The sequence below is a fragment of the Massilia timonae genome (assembly GCF_001866515.1).
GTDB classification, from domain to species: Bacteria; Pseudomonadota; Gammaproteobacteria; order Burkholderiales; family Burkholderiaceae_D; genus Telluria; species Telluria timonae.
Window position 1 is genome coordinate 1,469,799 of the sequence record NZ_JRYB01000001.1, and the last position, 18,844, is coordinate 1,488,642.

At 67.5% G+C, this 18,844-nt stretch carries 14 protein-coding genes; 6 read left to right on the plus strand and 8 right to left on the minus strand.

Features of this window, described 5'->3' with window-relative positions:
• Nucleotides 1-4: 4 nt before the first annotated feature.
• Genes LO55_RS06370 through LO55_RS06380 form a run of 3 tightly spaced genes read left to right on the plus strand, consistent with a single transcriptional unit; the run spans nt 5 to nt 4,821 of the window.
• Nucleotides 5-2,527, plus strand: a complete 2,523-nt coding sequence (locus tag LO55_RS06370) for a glycoside hydrolase family 3 protein (RefSeq protein ID WP_071360850.1) — start codon at nt 5-7, stop codon at nt 2,525-2,527.
• A complete protein-coding gene (locus LO55_RS06375) occupies nt 2,524-3,504 on the plus strand; it encodes a glucokinase (protein WP_071360851.1) in 981 nt (326 codons plus the stop codon). The genes LO55_RS06370 and LO55_RS06375 overlap by 4 nt, the downstream gene beginning before the upstream one ends.
• Before the next feature lie 12 nt (nt 3,505-3,516).
• Entirely contained in the window at nt 3,517-4,821 is a 1,305-nt protein-coding gene (locus LO55_RS06380; protein ID WP_071360852.1) for a sugar MFS transporter, read from the plus strand.
• Nucleotides 4,822-4,872: 51 nt separating this feature from the next.
• Here LO55_RS06380 and LO55_RS06385 read toward each other — a convergent pair whose 3' ends face one another.
• The 3 genes from LO55_RS06385 to LO55_RS06395 form a co-directional block, all read right to left on the minus strand.
• Nucleotides 4,873-5,886 (minus strand): cupin-like domain-containing protein, encoded by a 1,014-nt coding sequence (locus LO55_RS06385; protein ID WP_071360853.1) that lies wholly within the window; start codon nt 5,884-5,886, stop codon nt 4,873-4,875.
• Nucleotides 5,870-6,589, minus strand: coding sequence for a SapC family protein (locus LO55_RS06390; protein ID WP_071360854.1), 720 nt, complete (start codon nt 6,587-6,589; stop codon nt 5,870-5,872). The genes LO55_RS06385 and LO55_RS06390 overlap by 17 nt, the downstream gene beginning before the upstream one ends.
• Before the next feature lie 125 nt (nt 6,590-6,714).
• Nucleotides 6,715-9,747 (minus strand): TonB-dependent receptor, encoded by a 3,033-nt coding sequence (locus LO55_RS06395; RefSeq protein ID WP_071360855.1) that lies wholly within the window; start codon nt 9,745-9,747, stop codon nt 6,715-6,717.
• 519 nt (nt 9,748-10,266) lie between these two features.
• On the opposite strand from LO55_RS06395, the gene LO55_RS06400 reads away from it, so the two are divergent.
• From LO55_RS06400 to LO55_RS06410, 3 genes are all read left to right on the plus strand, one after another.
• Nucleotides 10,267-11,124, plus strand: a complete 858-nt coding sequence (locus LO55_RS06400; protein ID WP_071360856.1) for a polysaccharide deacetylase family protein — start codon at nt 10,267-10,269, stop codon at nt 11,122-11,124.
• Between the two features lie 17 nt (nt 11,125-11,141).
• Nucleotides 11,142-11,948 carry a glycoside hydrolase family 16 protein gene (locus tag LO55_RS06405; RefSeq protein WP_071360857.1) on the plus strand — a complete coding sequence of 269 codons (807 nt, stop codon included), beginning with the start codon at nt 11,142-11,144 and terminating at the stop codon, nt 11,946-11,948.
• 221 nt (nt 11,949-12,169) lie between these two features.
• Complete coding sequence (locus LO55_RS06410) at nt 12,170-13,261, plus strand: NADH:flavin oxidoreductase/NADH oxidase (protein ID WP_071360858.1); 1,092 nt, start codon at nt 12,170-12,172, stop codon at nt 13,259-13,261.
• On the opposite strand, the gene LO55_RS06415 is transcribed toward LO55_RS06410, so the two are convergent.
• From LO55_RS06415 to LO55_RS06435, 5 genes are read right to left on the minus strand one after another with little or no spacing between them, the layout of a single operon-like run.
• On the minus strand, nt 13,252-14,322 hold the full coding sequence (locus tag LO55_RS06415) for a tetratricopeptide repeat protein (RefSeq protein WP_071360859.1): 1,071 nt from the start codon (nt 14,320-14,322) through the stop codon (nt 13,252-13,254). The genes LO55_RS06410 and LO55_RS06415 overlap by 10 nt on opposite strands.
• A 14-nt stretch (nt 14,323-14,336) precedes the next feature.
• Nucleotides 14,337-15,272, minus strand: a complete 936-nt coding sequence (locus LO55_RS06420) for a type II secretion system F family protein (protein WP_071360860.1) — start codon at nt 15,270-15,272, stop codon at nt 14,337-14,339.
• A gap of 7 nt (nt 15,273-15,279) precedes the next feature.
• Nucleotides 15,280-16,272 carry a type II secretion system F family protein gene (locus tag LO55_RS06425; RefSeq protein WP_071360861.1) on the minus strand — a complete coding sequence of 331 codons (993 nt, stop codon included), beginning with the start codon at nt 16,270-16,272 and terminating at the stop codon, nt 15,280-15,282.
• Nucleotides 16,273-16,295: 23 nt separating this feature from the next.
• Complete coding sequence (locus LO55_RS06430; RefSeq protein ID WP_071360862.1) at nt 16,296-17,648, minus strand: TadA family conjugal transfer-associated ATPase; 1,353 nt, start codon at nt 17,646-17,648, stop codon at nt 16,296-16,298.
• Nucleotides 17,649-17,667: 19 nt separating this feature from the next.
• Entirely contained in the window at nt 17,668-18,843 is a 1,176-nt protein-coding gene (locus tag LO55_RS06435; protein ID WP_071360863.1) for a CpaE/TadZ family protein, read from the minus strand.
• Nucleotide 18,844: the final 1 nt, after the last annotated feature.

Consider the following 18,844-nt stretch of genomic DNA (forward strand, 5'->3'; position numbering starts at 1 on the left):
ACCCATGACCTTCAAGCTTCGTCCTTCCACGCTGGCCCTTTCCATCGCCCTGGCCCTGCCGGCTGTCTGCGGCGCCGCCGCTCCGGTCGACACCAGGTTGGCCGACTGGCCGCGCGTGACCAGCGCCATCAAGAAGGACGAGGCGATCGAGAAGCGGGTCAAGGAAATCGTCGGCAAGATGACGCTGGCGCAGAAGGTCGGCCAGATGACCCAGCCCGAGATCAAGACCACCAGGCCCGAGGACGTGACCAAGTACTACCTCGGCTCGGTCCTCAACGGCGGCGGCAGCTGGCCAAACAACAACAAGGCCGCCGATGCGAAAGAATGGCTGGCGCTGGCCCAGGCCTACCATGAGGCCTCGATGAAGACCGACATGGCGATCAAGGTGCCGGTGGTGTGGGGCACGGACGCCGTCCATGGCCACAACAACGTGCCGGGCGCCACACTATTCCCGCACAATATCGGCCTGGGCGCGGCGCGCAATCCACAGCTGATGCGCGAAATCGGCGCCGCCACCGCCAGGGCGGTGCGCGCGACCGGCATCGCCTGGGTGTTCGGCCCGACCCTCGCGGTGGTGCGCGACGACCGCTGGGGCCGCACCTACGAAAGCTATGCCGAGCATCCGGAAGTCGTGCGCAGCTATGCCGGCGAATACGTCAAAGGCATGCAGGGCGTGTTCAAGGACGACGCCAACACTATCGCCACCGCCAAGCACTTCATCGGCGACGGCGGCACGAAGAACGGCAAGGACCGCGGCGTGACCGAGACCCCGGAACGCGACCTGATCAACATCCACGGCGCCGGCTATTTCCCGGCCCTGGAAGCGGGCGCCCAGACCGTGATGTCCTCGTTTAACAGCTGGACCGACACTGCCAGCGGCAAGGAATACGGCAAGCTCCATGGCAGCAAGTACGCGCTGACCGACATCCTCAAGGTCAAGATGGGCTTCGACGGCTTCGTCGTCACCGACTGGAACGGCATCGGCGAAGTGAAGGGCTGCCGCAACGACAGCTGCGCCCAGGCGATCAACGCCGGCAACGACATGATCATGGTGCCGGACGACTGGAAGGCCTTCATCGCCAACACCATCAAGCAGGTGGAAGCCGGCGAGATCCCGATGTCGCGCATCGACGACGCCGTCTCGCGCATCATCCGCGTCAAGCTGCGCGCCGGCCTGTTCGACAAGAGCCCGATGCAGAACGCCCATGCCGGCAAGGACGACGCGATGCAGGCGCGCGCCTTGGCGCGCCAGGCGGTGCGCGAGTCGCTGGTGCTGCTCAAGAACGAAGGCCCGGCCCTGCCCCTGAAGCGCGGCCAGAAGATCCTGGTGGTGGGCAAGAGCGCCGACGAGCTGTCGAACCAGAGCGGCGGCTGGTCGATCACCTGGCAGGGCACCGCCACCACCAATGCCGATTTCAAAAATGCCGACACCATCCTGACCGGCATCCGTGAAGCGGCCGGCAAGGACAACGTCACCTTCAGCCTGGATGCGAAAGGCGTCGACGTGTCGAAGTTCGACGTCGTGATCGCCGTCATCGGCGAGCGCCCGTATGCCGAAGGCGACGGCGACATCCACCCATCGGGCACCCTGCGCCACAGCAGCCGCTATCCGGAAGATCTCGCCGTGCTCAAGGCCGTCGGCGGCAAGGGCAAGCCGGTGGTCACCGTCATGGTCACCGGCCGTCCGGTGTTCGCCAACGACTTGCTGAATCTGTCGGACACCTTCATCTCGGCCTGGCTGCCGGGCTCCGAGGGCAAGGGCGTGTCGGACCTGCTGGTCGAAGGCCAGCAGCGCCATGACTTCCGCGGCGTGCTGCCGTTCTCGTGGCCGAAGTCGGCCTGCCAGATCAAGCTGAACGTCGGCGACAAGGATTACGCGCCGCTGTTCGCCTACGGCTACGGCTTGAAGGTCGCCACCCGCTCCAGGCTGGGCAAGCTGGATGAAAGCTATCCGCAAGGCGGCTGCAGCGCCGGCAACACCTTCCCGGTGTTCAGCCAGGCCGACCGCTTGAGCTATCCGCTGGCGATCCGCTCCGGCCAGCAAACCACCGTGCTCGGCGCCGACCTGAACGCCAGCTTCAAGCTGCCGAACATCACCGTCACCACCGCCCAGGTCAACACCCAGCAGGACGCCAAGCTGGGCGCCTGGACCGGCCCGGCCACGCTGGAAGCGCGCGGCGCACGCGCCATCGTGCTGCCCGCGGCGGCGGTCAAGGATGGCGCGCTGCGCTTCGACACCATCGTCGCCAAGGCCCCGGCCGGCAAGGTGACGCTCTCGATGCGCCAGGGTTCGACCAGCGTCGACCTGGATGCGACCGCCCTGTTCAAGCGCCTGGCCGTCGGCGCCAAGAACACCGTCGCGATTCCGCTGTCGTGCTTCCAGGCCAAGGGCCTCGACCTGGCCAAGGTCGATACGCCGTTCGCCGTCACCAGCGACGCCGCATTCTCGGCCGCCTTCGCCAATATCGAGATCGCCGGCGGCGCGGCGAAGGAAGCAGGCGCCGTGCAGTGCGGCGAACTGAAATGACGCGAAAGGTCGCGACTGAGCTGCGGCTGCTGGCCGACGTCGGCGGCACCAATGCGCGTTTCGCCCTGCAGTCGGCGCCGGGCGCGGGGTTCGACGACGTCGAGGTGCTGGCGGCCTCCGGCTACCCGACCCTGGGCGCGGCGATGCGCGCCTACCTGGCCAACGCGCGCGCCCGCGGGCTGGCGGTCGACACCGTCCGCCATGCGGCGGTCGCGATCGCCAATCCGGTCGAGGGCGACGAGATCAGGATGACCAATCACCACTGGAGCTTCTCGATCGAGGCCTTGCGCCTGGAGCTGGGTTTGACGACGCTGCTGATGGTGAACGACTTCGCCGCGCTGGCGATGTCGCTGCCGCACCTGGCGCAGGATGGCCGCCGGCAGGTCGGCGGCGGCATCGAGCTGCCGAACCGGACGATCGGCCTGATCGGCCCCGGCACCGGCCTGGGCGTCTCGGGCGTGGTGCCGGCGGGCGAGCGCTGGATCCCGCTATCCGGCGAAGGGGGCCACGTCAGCTTCGCGCCGGTCACCCGCGACGAAGTGGCGATCCTGGAAGCGCTGTGGGGAGAATACGGCCACGTCTCGGCCGAGCGCCTGCTGTCGGGAATGGGCATGGAGCTGATCCACTGGGCCCGCACCGGCAGGCGTCTCAAGGCGGCCGACATCAGCGCGGCGGCGCTGGATGGGTCGTCGAGCGATTGCCGCGGCTCGGTCGACGTGTTCTGCGCCATCCTGGGCAGCGTGGCCGGCAACGTCGCGCTGACCCTCGGCGCGACCGGCGGCATGTATATCGGCGGCGGCATCGTGCCGCGCCTGGGCCCCGTCTTCGAACAATCGGCGTTCCGCGCGCGCTTCGAAGACAAGGGGCGCCTTGGCGACTATCTGTCGCGTATCCCGACCTACCTGATCACCGAACAGTATCCCGCTTTGCGCGGGGTTTCGGCTATGCTGTCGGATCACGTCCTTACTCTGCAATAAAACGGAGACTCCATGCAGAACCCAATCCAGAACCCCACCGTGGCCAGCGCGGCCGTGGACGGGGAACACAACCAGCACACCGGTGCGCTGGTCATCGTCACCATCCTGTTCTTCATGTGGGGGCTCATCACCTCGCTGAACGACGTCCTGATCCCGCACCTGAAGTCGATCTACACCCTCACCTACATGCAGGCGATGCTGGTGCAGTTCTGCTTCTTCGGCGCCTATTTCATCGTCTCGCTGCCGGCCGGCGCGCTGATCCGCCGCCTGGGCTACCAGAACGGCGCGGTCACCGGCCTGATGATCGCGGCCGCCGGCTGCGCCCTGTTCTACCCGGCCTCGAACGGCGGCTACGGCATGTTCCTGTTCGCGCTGTTCGTGCTGGCCAGCGGCATCACCATCCTGCAGGTGGCGGCCAATCCCTACGTCACCGCGCTGGGACCGGCGCGCACCGCGGCCAGCCGCCTGACCCTGACGCAAGCCTTCAACTCGCTCGGCACCACGGTGGCGCCGGCGCTGGGCGGCATCCTGATCCTGTCGACCGTGGTGCTCTCGGCCGACCAGCTGGCCCTGCTGCCGGCGGCCGAACAGGCCGCGCACAAGGCCGCCGAAGCATCCGCCGTGCAAGGCCCTTACCTGGGCCTGGCCGCCGCGCTGGCGCTGCTGGCGGTGCTGTTCGCGATGGCGCGCCTGCCGAAGATCGCCTTCGACGACACCACCGCGGCGGTCGACGCCAAGGGCGGCGCAATGTCGTATCGCCACCTGGTGCTGGGCGCGCTGGGCATCTTCCTGTATGTCGGCGCGGAGGTGAGCATCGGCAGCTTCCTGATCAACTTCATCGGCGAGCCGCATATCGCCGGCCTGTCGCACGCCGACGCGGCGCGCTACGTCAGCATGTACTGGGGCGGCGCACTGGTCGGCCGCTTCATCGGCTTCGCCGTGATGCGCTATGTGAGCCCGGGCAAATCGCTGGCCGTCACCGCGCTCGGTTCGATCGCGCTGGTCCTGACCGCGACCTTCACCGAGGGCAGCCTGGCGATGTGGGCGATCGTGGCGGTGGGCCTGTGCAACTCGATCATGTTCCCGACCATCTTCAGCATGGCGCTGCATGGCCTGGGCAAGTTCACCGGCCAGGGCTCGGGCATCCTGTGCATGGCCATCGTCGGCGGCGCCGTGGTGCCGTTCGTGCAGGGCATCCTGGCCGACACCATCGGCCTGCAGATCTCCTTCCTGGTGCCGGCGGCCTGCTACCTGTTCATCATGTACTACGGAGTGAAGTACGCCAACCTGCACAAGCAGAAGATCGCGGCCGAATAAACCGCGCCAGCATCAGGCAAAAGGCCCGCAGGATCTGCGGGCCTTTTTTTATCAGCGGTTCAGCCGCTTGAGCAGCTGCGCGCGCACCATGCGCGAGGCATTGTCGTCGAACGGCGCCAGCAGGCCGCGCGCGGCCGGCGGGATGTGGGCCGCGGTGTCGGCATCGGCCTCGAACACGTAGTGGCGGAACAGCTCGGCCCAGGCCGCGCGCTGCGCGGGCGGCAGGTCGCGCACCGTCATCAGGGCGTGCATCAGGGCGTTGTTGGGCGTGTCCATCCAGTCCGGCGACTGGCGCCACCAGTAGTTCACCAGCACGTTGAAGCCATCCAGCGCCTCGACGTGGTGCCACCACATGCTGGGCACGAAGATCGCGTCGCCTGGCTCCATGTCGGCCACCTGGGCGTGTTCCAGCGCCTGGGCGAAGCGCGGAAAGCGTTCGGAATCGGGATGCTTGAAGTCCACCAGGCTGATGGGCTGGCCGGCCGGGGTCAGGTCGATCGGGCCGACGTAGAGATTGCGTTGCTGGCCCGGCGGGAACAAGGTGAAGCGGCGGCGCCCGGCGCCGATGCAGGCCAGGTTGTCCGGCAGGTCGTAGTGGGCCGAGATGCGCGTGCGGTTGCCGATCCAGATGCTGGCCAACGGATCGCGCGGGCCCAGGTCGACGTCGTTCTCGCCCCTGAAACCCGGCAGCGCCCCGTCGATCGTGGTGGAGCCGACGTAGATGGCCGGCGGCGTTGGATTGGCCAGGTGCTTTTCCAGTTCGTCCAGCACGGCGTCGAGCCGCACCCGCATGGACTGGAAATTGAAGCCGTCCAACGCCTCGTTGTAGAAGAAGCGGCCGTCGATCTCGGGCGCGCCGAGCATGGCGTTGACGGTGGCGTCGACGTACCAGCGGCGCAGGTAGGCGATGGCGGCCTGCGGCGACGTGCGCGCGGCGGCCACCGCCGGCCAGTCGGCCACCAGGCCGCGCAAGAGCAGCGGCTCGGTGGATGCGAGGATGGCGGGGCCGAGGTCGGCGGGCCGCAGCCCGGTGAGCTCGGGGACCGGCTTAGCGGCCGGCGCCATCGCGCGCGTTCCTGCGGTTCTTGCGGTCGATCAGGTCGCGGAAATGCGATAACGACGCCAGCGCGAAGTAGATGGGGGCCAGGTGGCCGGCCGCGTGCAGCTCGGCGATGGCGGCGCCGTCCAACGCGCCCAGGCGTTCCTCGTGGATGGTGAAGAAGCCGCTCATGCGGGCTTTTTCACCGTTGTCAAATTCGATGTCGAGCACAAAGGCATCGAGCAGCTCGTAACGCTTGAGGGCCTCGAGGAAGCCCGCGTTGGCCTGCACGCCGTTGTGGATGTTCGACAGCGTCTGGCTCATCTTTTCGAGCAAGTCGGTATTGCCGCCATGCGGCTTGAACACCGGTTCGCCCTCGGTCGTGCTGACGCGCGGGTGATCCAGGTCGACCTGGATCATCAGTTCGTCGCCGTTGCGGCCGATGTAGAACGGCAGGCGCTCGTGCAGCCACGGCACCAGCGGCGCATCCCAGCGGTCGCCCTCGAGGAACAGGTTCTCGTCTTGCTGGAAGCCGAGCAGCGCGATCGCCTCGTAGTTGGCGCCGTCGTCCAGCTGGCGGAAGATGATCGGATAGTGCGCCTGCAGCGAGCGGAATTCGTCGGCGAAGGTCGGCACCCAGGCGACTTCGCTGCCCAGGCCGGGGCGGTGGCCGTGGATGATGCGCAGGTCCTTGTGCTCGATATTGTTCAGCAGGGCGATGTTGGGCATGGATGTCTCGTTATCTTGTAGTGGGTGTCAGTGAAACGACAACGGCGGGCCGGCTGTTGCCGACCCGCCGTCAATACCGTCATCCGGGAAGTCTACTCCCGAACGACGGCACAGGCAAAGCCCGATCAGAACTTGTAGCGTGCGGCCAGCATGTAGCGCGGGCCCGACTGCGTCACGAACAGCACCTGGTTCTTGGTGCGGCCGTGGATGCGCTGGATCTCGTCGGTCAGGTTGATGCCTTCGAACGACAGCGACAGGTTGTCGTTCACGTTGTAGCCGACGCTCACGTCCAGCTGGCCGTATTTCTCGACGTAGTTCGGGTTCGGGCCCTGGCCGTCGAAGGTCGACGACAGGAACTCGTCGCGCCAGTTGTAGGCCACGCGCGCATTCCACTTGTCGTTCTCGAAGATGCCCACCAGGTTGGCCGAGTCGCCCAGGCCGACCAGCGCGAACTGCTCGCCCTTGCTGGCGTTGTCGTACTTCAGGCCCGAGTTCACGTAGGTGTAGTTGGCCTGGATGCCGAAGCCGCTGTTGCCGAACATGTGCTGGAGGTTGAATTCCAGGCCGCGGATGCGCGCCTTCTGCTGGTTCGAGTACGAAGTGATGCGGAAGTCCGCGATCGGATCGGTGCCGATGGCCGTGATGGTGCCGGTGGCGTCGCCCGAGGCGTTGTCCGGACCCGCGACCACGCCCGGCTGGCCGTTGAAGTTGCGGAAGATGTAGTTGCGGATGCAGGTGGTGTCCGCGGTCGTGCAGCCGTTGGCCAGCGCCGCGTTCCAATAGGCGCCGCCGACCGGGGTGCGCACGCCGAACGGCTGGGCGATGATCTGCGACTGGCCGGCGTAGTTGTCCAGGTGCTTGCGGAAGTGGTTGACCGAGAAGAAGCTCTGGCGGGCGTAGTACCACTCGATGGCCAGGTCGATGTTCTTCGACTTGACCGGCTCCAGCGCCGGATTGCCCTGCGAACCGGTGCCGCCTTCGACGCGCGCCAGGGTGTCGAGCACCTGGCCGCCGGCGATCTGGTCGTAGCGCGGACGGCCGATGGTTTCGCCGTAGCTGAAGCGGCCCTTCAGGTCGGGACGGAAGGAGATGTCGGCGTCGAACGTCGGCAGCACGTGGTTGTACTTGCCGGTCAGCGTGGTGAAGCCCGATTCGCCGAACACCACCGGCAGTTCGTTCTGCGACACCCAGCTGATCGCGACCGGGGTCGGCACCAGCGCGGTCGAGCTGACGTCGGTCTTCTCGTAGCGCACGCCGACCGAGGTGTTGATCGGGTAGCGGGTATCCCACTCGGTGTTGAACTGCAGGTACAGGCTCTTCGACTTTTCCTCGGTGCGGCGGTCGGTGTCGTAGGTGGTCTTCGGCAGGTACAGTTGCGGCAGGCCCGAGGCTTGCGCCACGATGTCGCGGATCTGGCCGAAGTTGAAGGTGTGGAAGCGGTTGAACAGGTTCGGGTTGCCGCTGCCATCGATCTGGTCGAAGTATTTGGACAGGCTGTCCGGCGTGAACAGGCTGGCCGGGTAGTCCGATGCCTGGGTGGCGCCGCCCCAGGTGTCGCGCTGCTGCACCGAGAACGCCGAGCGGTACTTGACCTTGGTGGCGCCGACGCCGAACTTGAACTCGGACGCTTCCATCACCTTCCAGCTGCCGTGGGTCTGGATCTGGTCGACTTCGGTCTTCATGTAGCCGTTCTCGAACACCGAGCCGGTCACCTGTTGCGGCGAGCGCAGGAAGTCGGCGCCGTCGATGGAGAGGACCGGGAAGTCCTGCGAGAAGTCGGCGGTGGTGTTGCCGCGGCTGAAGCTGGCGGTGCCGATCACGTTGCTCGAACCCCATGGGCTGTCCGGGGTCGATTCGGCCGACGAGCTGTGGGCGTCGAGTTCCAGGCGCAGATCGGGGTTGACGCGCCAGACGGTGTTGAAGCCCAGCGACTTGTTCTCGCTCTTGGTCGCGAAGTCCGAGGCGCCCATGGCGATGTCGCTGTTACCGGCCGGGATCAACTCGGTGTACACCAGCGGCGAGGCGATCGGACCGTCGGTCCAGCTGCTCGACGACGGGCCGAAGTTGAACCAGGCCGACATGTCGTTGCGGCGGGTATGGATCTTGTTTTCCGAGTAGGTGTAGTCGAGGGTCGAGGTGATCGACTTGTTCGGCGCGAACTGGAACACCACCTGGCCGTTGGTGCGCTCGCGCTGCACGCCGGAGAGGTTGTAGTTCAGGTTTTGCGGCACCTGGTACTGGTCGTTCGGGCCGGGACGGTTGGTGATCAGTTCAGAGCCCGGGGCGCCCGGCTGCGGGATCGTGCCCCAGGTGTTCTCGTCGCCGCGGAACGGGCCTTTCCAGCCATTCGGCACCGAGGCGCGGTTGTAGCCCAGGTTGCGCTCCTGGTAGCTGGCCGACAGGCCGATGCCGAAGCGGCCGTCGGCCGAGGTGTTCGAATAGATGCCCGACACTTCAGGGGTGACCTTGTTGCCGTGCTGGAGGCCGTCCGGCAGGTTGGTGGCCGAGGTGTCGTGCACGCCCTTGATGCCGATGCTGGCCTGCATGCCCGGACGCGACAGCGGACGCGCGGTGATCACGTTGATGGTCGCGCCGACGCCGCCGGTCGGGGTCTCGGCGCGGCTCGATTTGTAGACCTGCAGCTGCGAGATCGCTTCCGAGGCGATGTTGGCGAAGTCGAAGGCGCGGCCGTTGCGGTCGCCCAGGTTCGAGACCGGCATCTGGCGGCCGTTGAGCAGCACCAGGTTGAAGTCGGGGCCCACGCCGCGCACGGTGATCTTCGAGCCTTCGCCGATTTCGCGGTCGATCGACACGCCCGAGATGCGCTGCAGCGATTCGGCCAGGTTCGTGTCGGGGAATTTGCCGATGTCTTCGGCGACGATGCCGTCGACGAAGCCCTGCGCATTGCGCTTGAGGTTCATCGACGATTCGAGACTGGCGCGCAGGCCGGTCACGACGACGGTCTGGGTGCCCGGCTGCGCCGGGCCGGTGATCGAGCCGGTGGGGTTGCTGGCGGGGTCAAGTGCCTGGTTCGGGGCGCTGGTCGCGGTTTCGGCCGGCGCGGTCGCTTGGTCCTGCGCGAATGCCGGGATGAATGCCGTACATGCGCTGGCAACTGCCAGGCTGATCAGAGTCTGTTTCGCCTTCGGGTAGTACATGTCTTCTCCTGTTTTTTTATAAATATGACCGTCGCCTAGCTACGGTGTCTCCGCCAAATCGGACGCACTGCGGCATGCGTCGTGTTTTTCGCTACTCGCTGCTGATCCATCCTTGCCTGGTCACCTCCCGGCCAGGAAAACCTGCGGCGCGCCAAGCGACGCAACGAGGCCGCCGGCTGGTGCCGGTGGCCTCGTTGCGTGGATTGCCCGGTGCGCGTCGCGCTGTTTCATGTGTCCTCGGCTCCTTGGCCTTGTCGACCATTTGGGGAACGAAGCTGCCTGGTTCGAGACATGGAAACGTTTCCATGAAGTTGACTGAATATTAGGGTTAGGAAAAAAAATTGTCAACCGAATATCCAAGGGGGTATGACGTAGTTTTGCAACACTTTGGTGCAGCCCTAGAGTGAGCGCCGGTTACCGAAGGAAGGCGCGTCCTGTCGTTTCCCTCGTTGACACCGATTTTTCGGGGGTGCTATAGTCGGGTTGACGTTATGGTAACGTTTCCAAATTGGAGCATGGATGCACCACTTTCTTGCCCGTCGCGCGGGCCGCGCCATCATCCGGACCGCCCTGCTCGCGGCCGGCGTTGCCTTCGTCGTCACCAGCCCGGCGCATGCGCAGGAAGCCGCCTTTGCCTGGCCCGGCGGCGCGCGGGCCGCGGTCAGCCTGGCGTATGACGACGCCCTCGATTCCCAGCTCGACAACGCGATCCCGACGCTCGACCGTTACGGCATCAAGGGCACGTTCTTCCTGCAGCTGTCCAGCGAGCCGGTGGCCAGGCGCATGGAGGACTGGCGCGCCGCGGCCAGGGGCGGCCATGAACTGGGCAACCACAGCCTGTTCCATCAATGTTCCGGCGCGGGACCGGACCGCGCCTGGGTCGCGCCGCATCGCGACCTGGACACCACCACGCGCGAGCAGATGCAAGACCAGGTCCTGCTCGCCAACACGTTCCTGAACGCGATCGACGGCCGCCGCGAGCGCACCTATACCGCTCCCTGCTTCGACGTGCAGGCCCTCGGCGGCGACTACCTGCCGGCGCTGCACGCGCGCTTCGTGGCGATCAAGGCCGGCAATGGTCCCGGCGTGCCGGCCTCGATGGCGGCGGTCGATCCCTACCGGGTGGCCTCGATCGCGCCGGTGGGCGCGAGCGGCGCCGAGCTGATTGCGCAGGTCAAGCAGGCGCGCGAACGCGGCACCATGATCGCGTTCACCTTCCACGGCATCGGCGGCGACCACTTGAGCGTGTCATCGCAGGCGCACGAGGAGCTGGTCCGCTTCCTCGCCGCGCATCGCCAGGAGTACTGGACCGACACCTTCCTCAACATCATGAAGCACGTCAGGCAGCAGCGGGCGGCGACGCCCGCGGCGCGATGACGTCGCCTTGGAGACATATGAAGACAATGAGCAAACTGGCCGCGCTGCTCGTGCTGGCCGCCAGCGCGGGCTGCGCCACGCAGCCCACCGCCACCGACGACCTGGCCGGCTGGACCCTCGAATGGAGCGATGAATTCGACGGCGCCACGCTGGACCGCGGCAAATGGGTCCCCGAGACCGGCGGCCATGGCTGGGGCAACAACGAGATGCAGTTCTATACCGGCCGGCCCGAGAACGTGCGCGTGGAAGACGGTCACCTGGTGATCGAGGCGCGCAAGGAAAGCTACGAAGGCAAGGACTACACCTCGGCGCGGCTCAAGACGGCCGGGCTGAAGGAAACGCAGTACGGCCGCTACGAAGCGCGCATCAAGGTGCCGAAGGGCCAGGGCATCTGGCCCGCGTTCTGGATGCTGGGGGCGAACATCAAGCAGGTCGGCTGGCCGAAGAGCGGCGAGATCGACATCATGGAGATCATCGGCAAGGAGCCGGCCAATGCCTACGGCACCCTGCACGGGCCGGGCTACTCGGGCGAGCACGCAAACAGCCGCGCCAGCGCGCTCGAGGGCGCGGAGTACGGCGACGACTTCCACGTGTTCGCCGTCGAATGGGAGCCGAAAGAAATTCGTTGGTACCGCGACGGCATCCACTACCACACCGCGACGCCCGCGACGGTCAAGGGCGAGTGGGTGTTCGAGCATCCCTTCTTCGTGCTGCTCAACCTGGCCGTGGGCGGCTACTGGCCGGGCTATCCGGATGCGAGCACGCCGTTCCCGCGCCGCATGCTGGTCGATTACGTGCGCGTGTATCGCAAGGCCGCGCCCTGACGGCCTGGCCGGGCGGCCGGATTCATGGCCGCCTCCTGCAAACAATCCGCATCGGTGCGAGAATACGGCCAGGCACGCAACCCTGACACAGGGTGCATGCCAGAACCGATTCGACAATCCCCGATCTTTCTCCACAGCGACCACAGACCCGAGCGGCCATTTGCCGCCCGGCGCGCCAGTATTGGCGTCGTTGCGCAGGAAGCATCACCTGGAAAGCACCAATGACCGCATTATTCACTCCCTTCACCCTCAAATCCGTCACCCTGCGCAACCGCATCGTGGTGCCGCCGATGTGCCAGTACAGCGCCGTCGACGGCGTCACCAATGACTGGCATCGCGCCCACTACGCGTCGATCGCGCGCGGCGGCGCCGGCCTGGTGATCGTCGAAGCCACGGCGGTTACGCCGGAAGGCCGCATCACCCCGGGCTGCGCCGGCCTGTGGAACGACGAACAGGTGGCCGGCATGGCCGCCATCGCCGGCGCGATCAAGGATGCCGGCGCGGTGGCCGGCATCCAGATCGGCCACGCCGGCCGCAAGGCGAGCGCGAACCGTCCGTGGGACGGCAACGCGCATATCCCGAACGACGCGCCGGACGGCTGGCAGACCATCGCCCCATCCGCCCTCGCCTTCGGCGGCGACCTGCCGAAAGTGCCGCAAGAGATGACCCTGGACGACATCGCGCGCGTGCGCCAAGGCTTCGTCGACGCCGCGCGGCGCGCCCTGGCCGCCGGCTTCGAATGGCTGGAGCTGCACTTCGCCCACGGCTACCTGGCGCAATCCTTCCTGTCGCCGCATTCGAACCGCCGCGATGACCAGTACGGCGGCGACCTCGATGGCCGCGGACGCTTCCTGCTCGAGACCCTGGCCGCGGTGCGCGAGGTATGGCCGCAGCACCTGCCGCTGACGGCGCGCATGGGCGTGATCGAATACGACGGCAGCGACGAAGAGACGCTGGCGGAATCGATCGAGCTGACCCGCCGCATGCGCGAGGCCGGCCTGGACATGTTGAACGTGAGCGTCAACTTCACCGTCCCCGACGTCAAGATTCCCTGGGGTCCGGGCTTCCTGGCGCCGGTCGCCAAGCGTGTGAAGAACGAGGCCGGCCTGCCGGTGGCGTCGTCCTGGTATATCGGCGACCCGCAGGTGGCCAACCAGGCGGTGCTTGATGAGCAGATGGACCTGGTGATGATCGGCCGCGAGCACCTGGCCGATCCGCACTACGCCTTCCGCGCGGCCAAGGAGCTGGGCGTGGAAAATCCGTTCGCCATCCTGCCGCCGCAGTACGGCTGGTGGCTGGAACGCTACCGGTAAGCCAGCCGCTGCTGGTCCGCGGCCGGCGCGGGCGGCGCCAGCCGCAGCGCCGTGCCGTGGCGCGCCAGGTCGCGGCCCAGCACCAGCCGCAAGTTGACGGGCGCGCCCAGGTCGACTTCGCGCAGCTGGGTGCTGCCCAGGCGCCGCGCCAGCCTGCGCGCGGCGTCGGCATGGGACGGCTCGTATTCGATGCGGGTATGCGACACCGCGAAGCCCGGCTCGTTCGACAGGCGCGTCACCCGGATGCCCGGTTCGTCGATGCGATTCGACAGCGCGCGCGCCATGCCGGTCACGCCATTGCCGTTGCGGATCTCCAGCCGCGCCACCGCAGCCGAAGCCGGCGCCTCGCGTTCCTCCTGCGCCTCGTGCGCCGCGCGCGCCGCGTCCACCCGCCGCAATTCCATCATGCCGTCCGCGCCGACGTGGATATACGACTGGGACCAGTCGGGGTGGGCCTGCGGCGTTGGCGCGGCCAGGGCCTGGCCGAGCGGCGCCACTTCGGTCTTGCCGCCGGCGGCGGCAAAGTCCGCGCGCAGGTCGTGCTGGCGCAGCGCCGCCGCCTGTCTGCGCATCTGTTCCGCCCTTTCCGTTTGTCCCAAGCCTGCAAGCGCGTCGCCCAGCAGTTGCCAGGCGCGCGGATTGAGCGGGTCGAGCAGGCAGGCGCGTTCCAGCGCGCCCCGCGCTTCCTCGTGCGCGCCGCCCAGCAGGTAAGCCTGCCCCAGGTTTGCGAACAGATAAGCCTTGCCCGGCCCCGCATCCAGGCCGATCGACGCGGTCAGCTCGCGCCAGATGGCGCTCGCCCGTTCCAGGTCACCTCCTTCGGCGTGCAGGGTCGCCAGGCCGTTGCGCGCGCCGGGATGGCCGGGCTCCAGCTGAAGCGCGGCCTGGTAGGAAGCGCGCGCGGCGTCCGGCTGCTGCGCCAAGTGTTGCGCGCGGCCGGCGCCATAGAGTTGCTCGGCCTGCGCGCCGGTGTCGACGGCGGCGCGCCAGCCGGACGGCGAGCAGGCCATCAGGCCGGCGCACAGCAGCGCCAGGCGGGTCATCTTGAGGGTGCGTCGCATGGGAGTCGCTCCTTTCAGCGCGCGAAGGGCAAGGAGCCCAGGGTGCGCGAGATCTGGATCGCCGCCGGTCCGAGCAGGACCATCAGCAGCGTCGGGAAAATGCAGAAGATCAGCGGGAACAGCAGCTTGAGGCCGATCTTGGCGGCGGTTTCCTCGGCCATCATGCGCCGCTTGTGGCGCAGGTTGTCGGCATGCACGCGCAGCGAGTCGCCGACGCTGGTGCCGAAGCGCTCGGACTGGATCAGCATCGCGACCAGGGTGTCGACGTCGTCCACGCCCGAGCGCAGCGCGAAGTTGCGCAGCGCCTTTTCCTTGCTGAAGCCGGCGCGCATTTCCATCAGCACCAGTTGCAGCTCCTGCGACAGCACCATGCTCTTGATGTGGATTTCGGCCGCCACCTTGACCAGCGCCCGCTCCAGGCTCAGGCCGGCCTCGACGCAGACGGTCAGGAGGTCGAGCGCGTCGGGGATGGTCTCGAAGATCTCGCGCCGGCGCCGCCGCACCAGGCGCTCGAGCACCGCGTTCGGCGCGTAGTAGCCGAAGGCGGCGCCCAGCAGCAGGATGCCCAGCACCTTGCCGCCGTTCAGGGACGAGCCATACAGCACCAGGAACGGCGCGCACAGTGCAGGCACCAGCAGCGCCAGCGCGGTCTTGGACGCGAAGTACAGGGTCGGCGCCGACGGGTGGCGCCAGCCGGCGTTCATGAAGCGGGTGCGCAAGGTCGATTTTTCCCAGCCTTCCTCGGGGATCGACAGCCTGGTGAGGGGACGGGCGACGCTGGCGACGCGCTCGATCCAGCGCACGCCTGCTTCCTGTCCGGCGCGCGGGCCGAGGAAGCGGAGCAGGCGCTCGCGCAGGGCCAGCGGCGCGAACAGCACCAGCGCGACCCAGGCCAGCAGGCAGACGACGGCGAAGACGATCAGCAGGAATATCAGCTGGGAAGAAGTCATGGATGCCTCACACGCGGATGCGGATGGTCTTGCGCAGCCACAGCACGCCGAACACGATCATGCCCAGGCCGTACCACAGCAGGCGCACCCCGGACGGATCGGTCCACAGCATGCGCACGTAGGCCGGGCTGCTGACCAGCATCACGCCCATCACGCCGAACGGCAGCAGGCCCAGGATCCAGGCCGACATGCGGCCCTCGGCCGACAGCACGCGCACGTGCGCCACCAGCTTCAGGCGGGCGCGGATAATCTGGCTGATGTTGCCGAGGATTTCAGCCAGGTTGCCGCCCGACTCGCGCTGGATCAACACCGCGATGATCAGATAGCGCAGGTCGGTCAGCGGGATCCGTTCGGCCAGGCCGTGCAGGGCCTCGTTCATCGGCACGCCGTAGTTGATTTCCTCGCGCGTGATGCGGAACTCGCCGGCCAGCGGCTCGGGCAGCTCGTTGCCGACGATTTGCAGCACGTTGGTGAACGAGTGGCCGGCGCGCAGCGCGCGCGCGATGAAGTCGGCCGCTTCGGGCAGTTGGTGCTCGATGCGCACCAGGCGCCGCATGCGCATGCGGTGCAGGAGCCACCAGGGCAGGAGCAGGCCGCCGACGCAGGCCAGCAGACGCGCCGGCAGCGGCACCTCGACCGCGCTGACGGCGCTCGACGTGAGCACCAGCGCCGCCGCCAGGCAGCCGAGCGAGCCGGCGAGGAACTGGCCGACCGACCAGGTGGCGCCGGCCTGCACCAGCAGCGCATCGACGCGCTGCGCCAGCGTCGAGCGATGCAGCAGGCGGTCCAGCGCCTCGATGCGGCTGTAGCGGCGCTGCTTGAGGATCGAGATCCGTTCGCCGCTGCGGCCTTGCAGGCCGCCGGACATGATCTGCAGGCGGCGCGCGATGCGGCGCGCCGCCGCGCCATGGGTGCTCATCCACCACAGATAGAAGCCCTCGACCGCCAGGATCACGGCCGCGAACACCAGCACCACGAAGCCATAGAACAAGCCGTCCATATGCGCGCTCCCGGTCGCTCGATTCAGTCAAACCGGCGGTCGGGGTCGAACGAATCGTCCGGCACCGGGACCCCGAACAGCTTGAGGCGGTCGGCGAAGCGCGGGCGCACGCCGGTGGCGCTGAAGTGGCCCAGCACCTTGCCGTCGACGTCGACCCCGCGCTGCTCGAAGCGGAAGATCTCCTGCATCGAGATGATCTCGCCCTCCATGCCGGTGATCTCCTGCAGGCTGACCAGCTTGCGCGTGCCGTCGGTCAGGCGCGAGACCTGCACCACCACCGTCACCGCCGACACGATCTGCTGGCGGATCGCGCGCGGCGTCAGGTTCACCGCCGCCATGCTGACCATGTTCTCCAGCCGCGACAGCGCGTCGCGCGGCGTGTTCGAGTGGATAGTGGCCAGCGACCCTTCGTGGCCGGTGTTCATCGCCTGCAGCATGTCGAGCGCTTCCGGGCCGCGCACCTCGCCCAGGATGATGCGGTCGGGCCGCATGCGCAGCGCGTTGCGCACCAGCGCGCGCTGCGGCACCTCGCCCTTGCCCTCGATGTTGGCGGGTCGCGTCTCCAGGCGCACCACGTGCGGCTGGCGCAGCTGCAGCTCGGCCGCGTCCTCGATCGTCACCACCCGTTCGGTGGCCGGGATGAAGCCCGAGATCAGGTTGAGCAAGGTGGTCTTGCCGCTGCCGGTGCCGCCCGAGATCAGGATGTTGACCTTGGCCGTGCCCAGCCCTTCCAGCACCCGGATCATGGGCGTGGTCATGCTTTTATAGTCGAGCAGGTTCTGCACCGTCAGCGGGCTGCCGCCGAAGCGGCGGATCGACAGGATCGGCCCGTCCACCGCCAGCGGCGGGATGATCGCGTTCACCCGCGAGCCGTCCGGCAGCCTGGCGTCGACCATCGGGCTCGACTCGTCCACCCTGCGGCCCACGCGCGAGACGATCTTTTCGATGATCTTCATCAGGTGGGCGTTGTCGTGGAAGGTGATCTCGGTCAGCTCCAGACGGCCGTGGCGCTCGACGTAGACCTTGTTGAAGGTATTGACCAGGATGTCCGAGATCGAGGGGTCGGACAGCAGCGGCTCGAGCGGGCCGAAGCCCAGCATCTCGTGCTGGATGTCGAGCACCAGGTGGTGCCGCTCGTGCTGGTTGAGGACGATGCGCTCGTCCTCGATGATGCGCTGGACCAGCAGCGCCAGCTCGTGCTTGAACTGCTCGGCGGTCAGGCGCTTGAGCCGCTCCAGGTCGATCCGGTCGAGGATCATCTGGTGCATCAGCTTCTTGAGCTCCTGGTAGGCCTGGTTCGGCGCATCCTGCAGCTCGGCGCCGCCGCTGGGGATGCGCTCCTGGCCGGACAAGGCAAGTCGTTCGCGAAGGGACATGGGCGTCTTTCTTAACTGGTCAGTAATCGGCGTCCTGGCGCCCGAACAGGCGGTCCAGCAGGCCGCGGCTTTCCTGGACCCGGTGCGCGGTCACCAGCTCGACCATCTCGGCCAGGCTGCGCGCGGCGGAGCTCGAGCGCGACAGCTGCAGCACCGGCACGCCCTGGTTCACCGAATCGGTCACCGCGACGTAGTCGTTGGGGAAGGTGTGCACCACCTCGCAGCCGAGCGCCGCATGCAGGTCTTGCAGGCGCAGCTTGCCGCCCTTCTCGTAGCGGTTGACGATCAGGCGGATGTTGTCCAGCACGTAGCCCAGCGAGCGGAAGATGTCGAGCAGGCGCCGCGCGTCGCGGATGTCGGGCAGCGCCAGCTGCAGCACCGGATAGATGGTGTCGGTGACGTCCAGCGCGCGCAGCGACACCGCGTCGATCTGGCGTCCGACGTCGAGCAGCACGTAGTCGTAGTTCTGGCGCGCCACGCGCAGGATGGTGTCGATGTGTTCCGGCTTGGCCTCTTTCGCGTGGCCGGGATCGTCGGCCGCGGCCAGCACGCCGAAGCCCGGCGTGACGTGCACCAGGCACGATTCGAGGAAGGGCCCGTCCACGCGCGCGATCTGGGCGCACACGTCCGACATCGTCATGGCCGGCTTCTGGTCCGACACGTACAGGGCGGCGTCGCCGAACTGGCCGTGCAGGTCGATGAGCAAGACCTTCTTGCCCGCCAGCGTGGCCAGCGCATAGCCGAAGTTGGCCGAGATGAAGGTGGCGCCGCTGCCGCCCTTGCAGGCGATGAAGGCCAGCACCTTGCCATCGCGCAGGCTCGACACGCCGGCGGCGGTGGCGATCCGGTCCATCGCCTCGTGGAAGGCGCGGTGCACCAGCGGCAGTTGCAGCAGCTCGCGCACGCCGGCGCGCATCGCCGTGATCAACAGGTCGGGCTGGTGCTGGTTGGTGAGCAGCATCAGCTGCGATCCCGGATACTGGCGGCCCAGGCGCTCGAGCAGGGCAGCCTCCAGCGGCTCCAGCCCGCTGGCGTCGACGATCACCAGTTGCGGGGCGTCGGGTTCGGGGCGGTCGAGCGCTTCGCGCAGGCTGGCGCGGGTGGCGGCCAGGTGCAGGGGCGGCACCCGTGCCGCGCCCTGCGAGGCCAGCTCCGCGTACAAGTGGCTGTCGCGGCTGATCAGGAGCGCTCTCATG

Excerpts from the sequence above, each read along its gene's own strand:
- LO55_RS06390 (WP_071360854.1), bottom strand. The coding sequence starts at position 6,589 with ATGCCCAACATCGCCCTGCTGAACAATATCGAGCACAAGGACCTGCGC.
- LO55_RS06425 (WP_071360861.1), bottom strand. The coding sequence starts at position 16,272 with ATGGACGGCTTGTTCTATGGCTTCGTGGTGCTGGTGTTCGCGGCCGTG.
- LO55_RS06420 (WP_071360860.1), bottom strand. The coding sequence starts at position 15,272 with ATGACTTCTTCCCAGCTGATATTCCTGCTGATCGTCTTCGCCGTCGTC.
- LO55_RS06405 (WP_071360857.1), top strand. The coding sequence starts at position 11,142 with ATGAAGACAATGAGCAAACTGGCCGCGCTGCTCGTGCTGGCCGCCAGC.
- LO55_RS06435 (WP_071360863.1), bottom strand. The coding sequence starts at position 18,843 with ATGAGAGCGCTCCTGATCAGCCGCGACAGCCACTTGTACGCGGAGCTG.
- LO55_RS06385 (WP_071360853.1), bottom strand. The coding sequence starts at position 5,886 with ATGGCGCCGGCCGCTAAGCCGGTCCCCGAGCTCACCGGGCTGCGGCCC.
- LO55_RS06415 (WP_071360859.1), bottom strand. The coding sequence starts at position 14,322 with ATGCGACGCACCCTCAAGATGACCCGCCTGGCGCTGCTGTGCGCCGGC.
- LO55_RS06430 (WP_071360862.1), bottom strand. The coding sequence starts at position 17,648 with ATGTCCCTTCGCGAACGACTTGCCTTGTCCGGCCAGGAGCGCATCCCC.
- LO55_RS06400 (WP_071360856.1), top strand. The coding sequence starts at position 10,267 with ATGCACCACTTTCTTGCCCGTCGCGCGGGCCGCGCCATCATCCGGACC.
- LO55_RS06395 (WP_071360855.1), bottom strand. The coding sequence starts at position 9,747 with ATGTACTACCCGAAGGCGAAACAGACTCTGATCAGCCTGGCAGTTGCC.
- LO55_RS06375 (WP_071360851.1), top strand. The coding sequence starts at position 2,524 with ATGACGCGAAAGGTCGCGACTGAGCTGCGGCTGCTGGCCGACGTCGGC.
- LO55_RS06370 (WP_071360850.1), top strand. The coding sequence starts at position 5 with ATGACCTTCAAGCTTCGTCCTTCCACGCTGGCCCTTTCCATCGCCCTG.
- LO55_RS06380 (WP_071360852.1), top strand. The coding sequence starts at position 3,517 with ATGCAGAACCCAATCCAGAACCCCACCGTGGCCAGCGCGGCCGTGGAC.
- LO55_RS06410 (WP_071360858.1), top strand. The coding sequence starts at position 12,170 with ATGACCGCATTATTCACTCCCTTCACCCTCAAATCCGTCACCCTGCGC.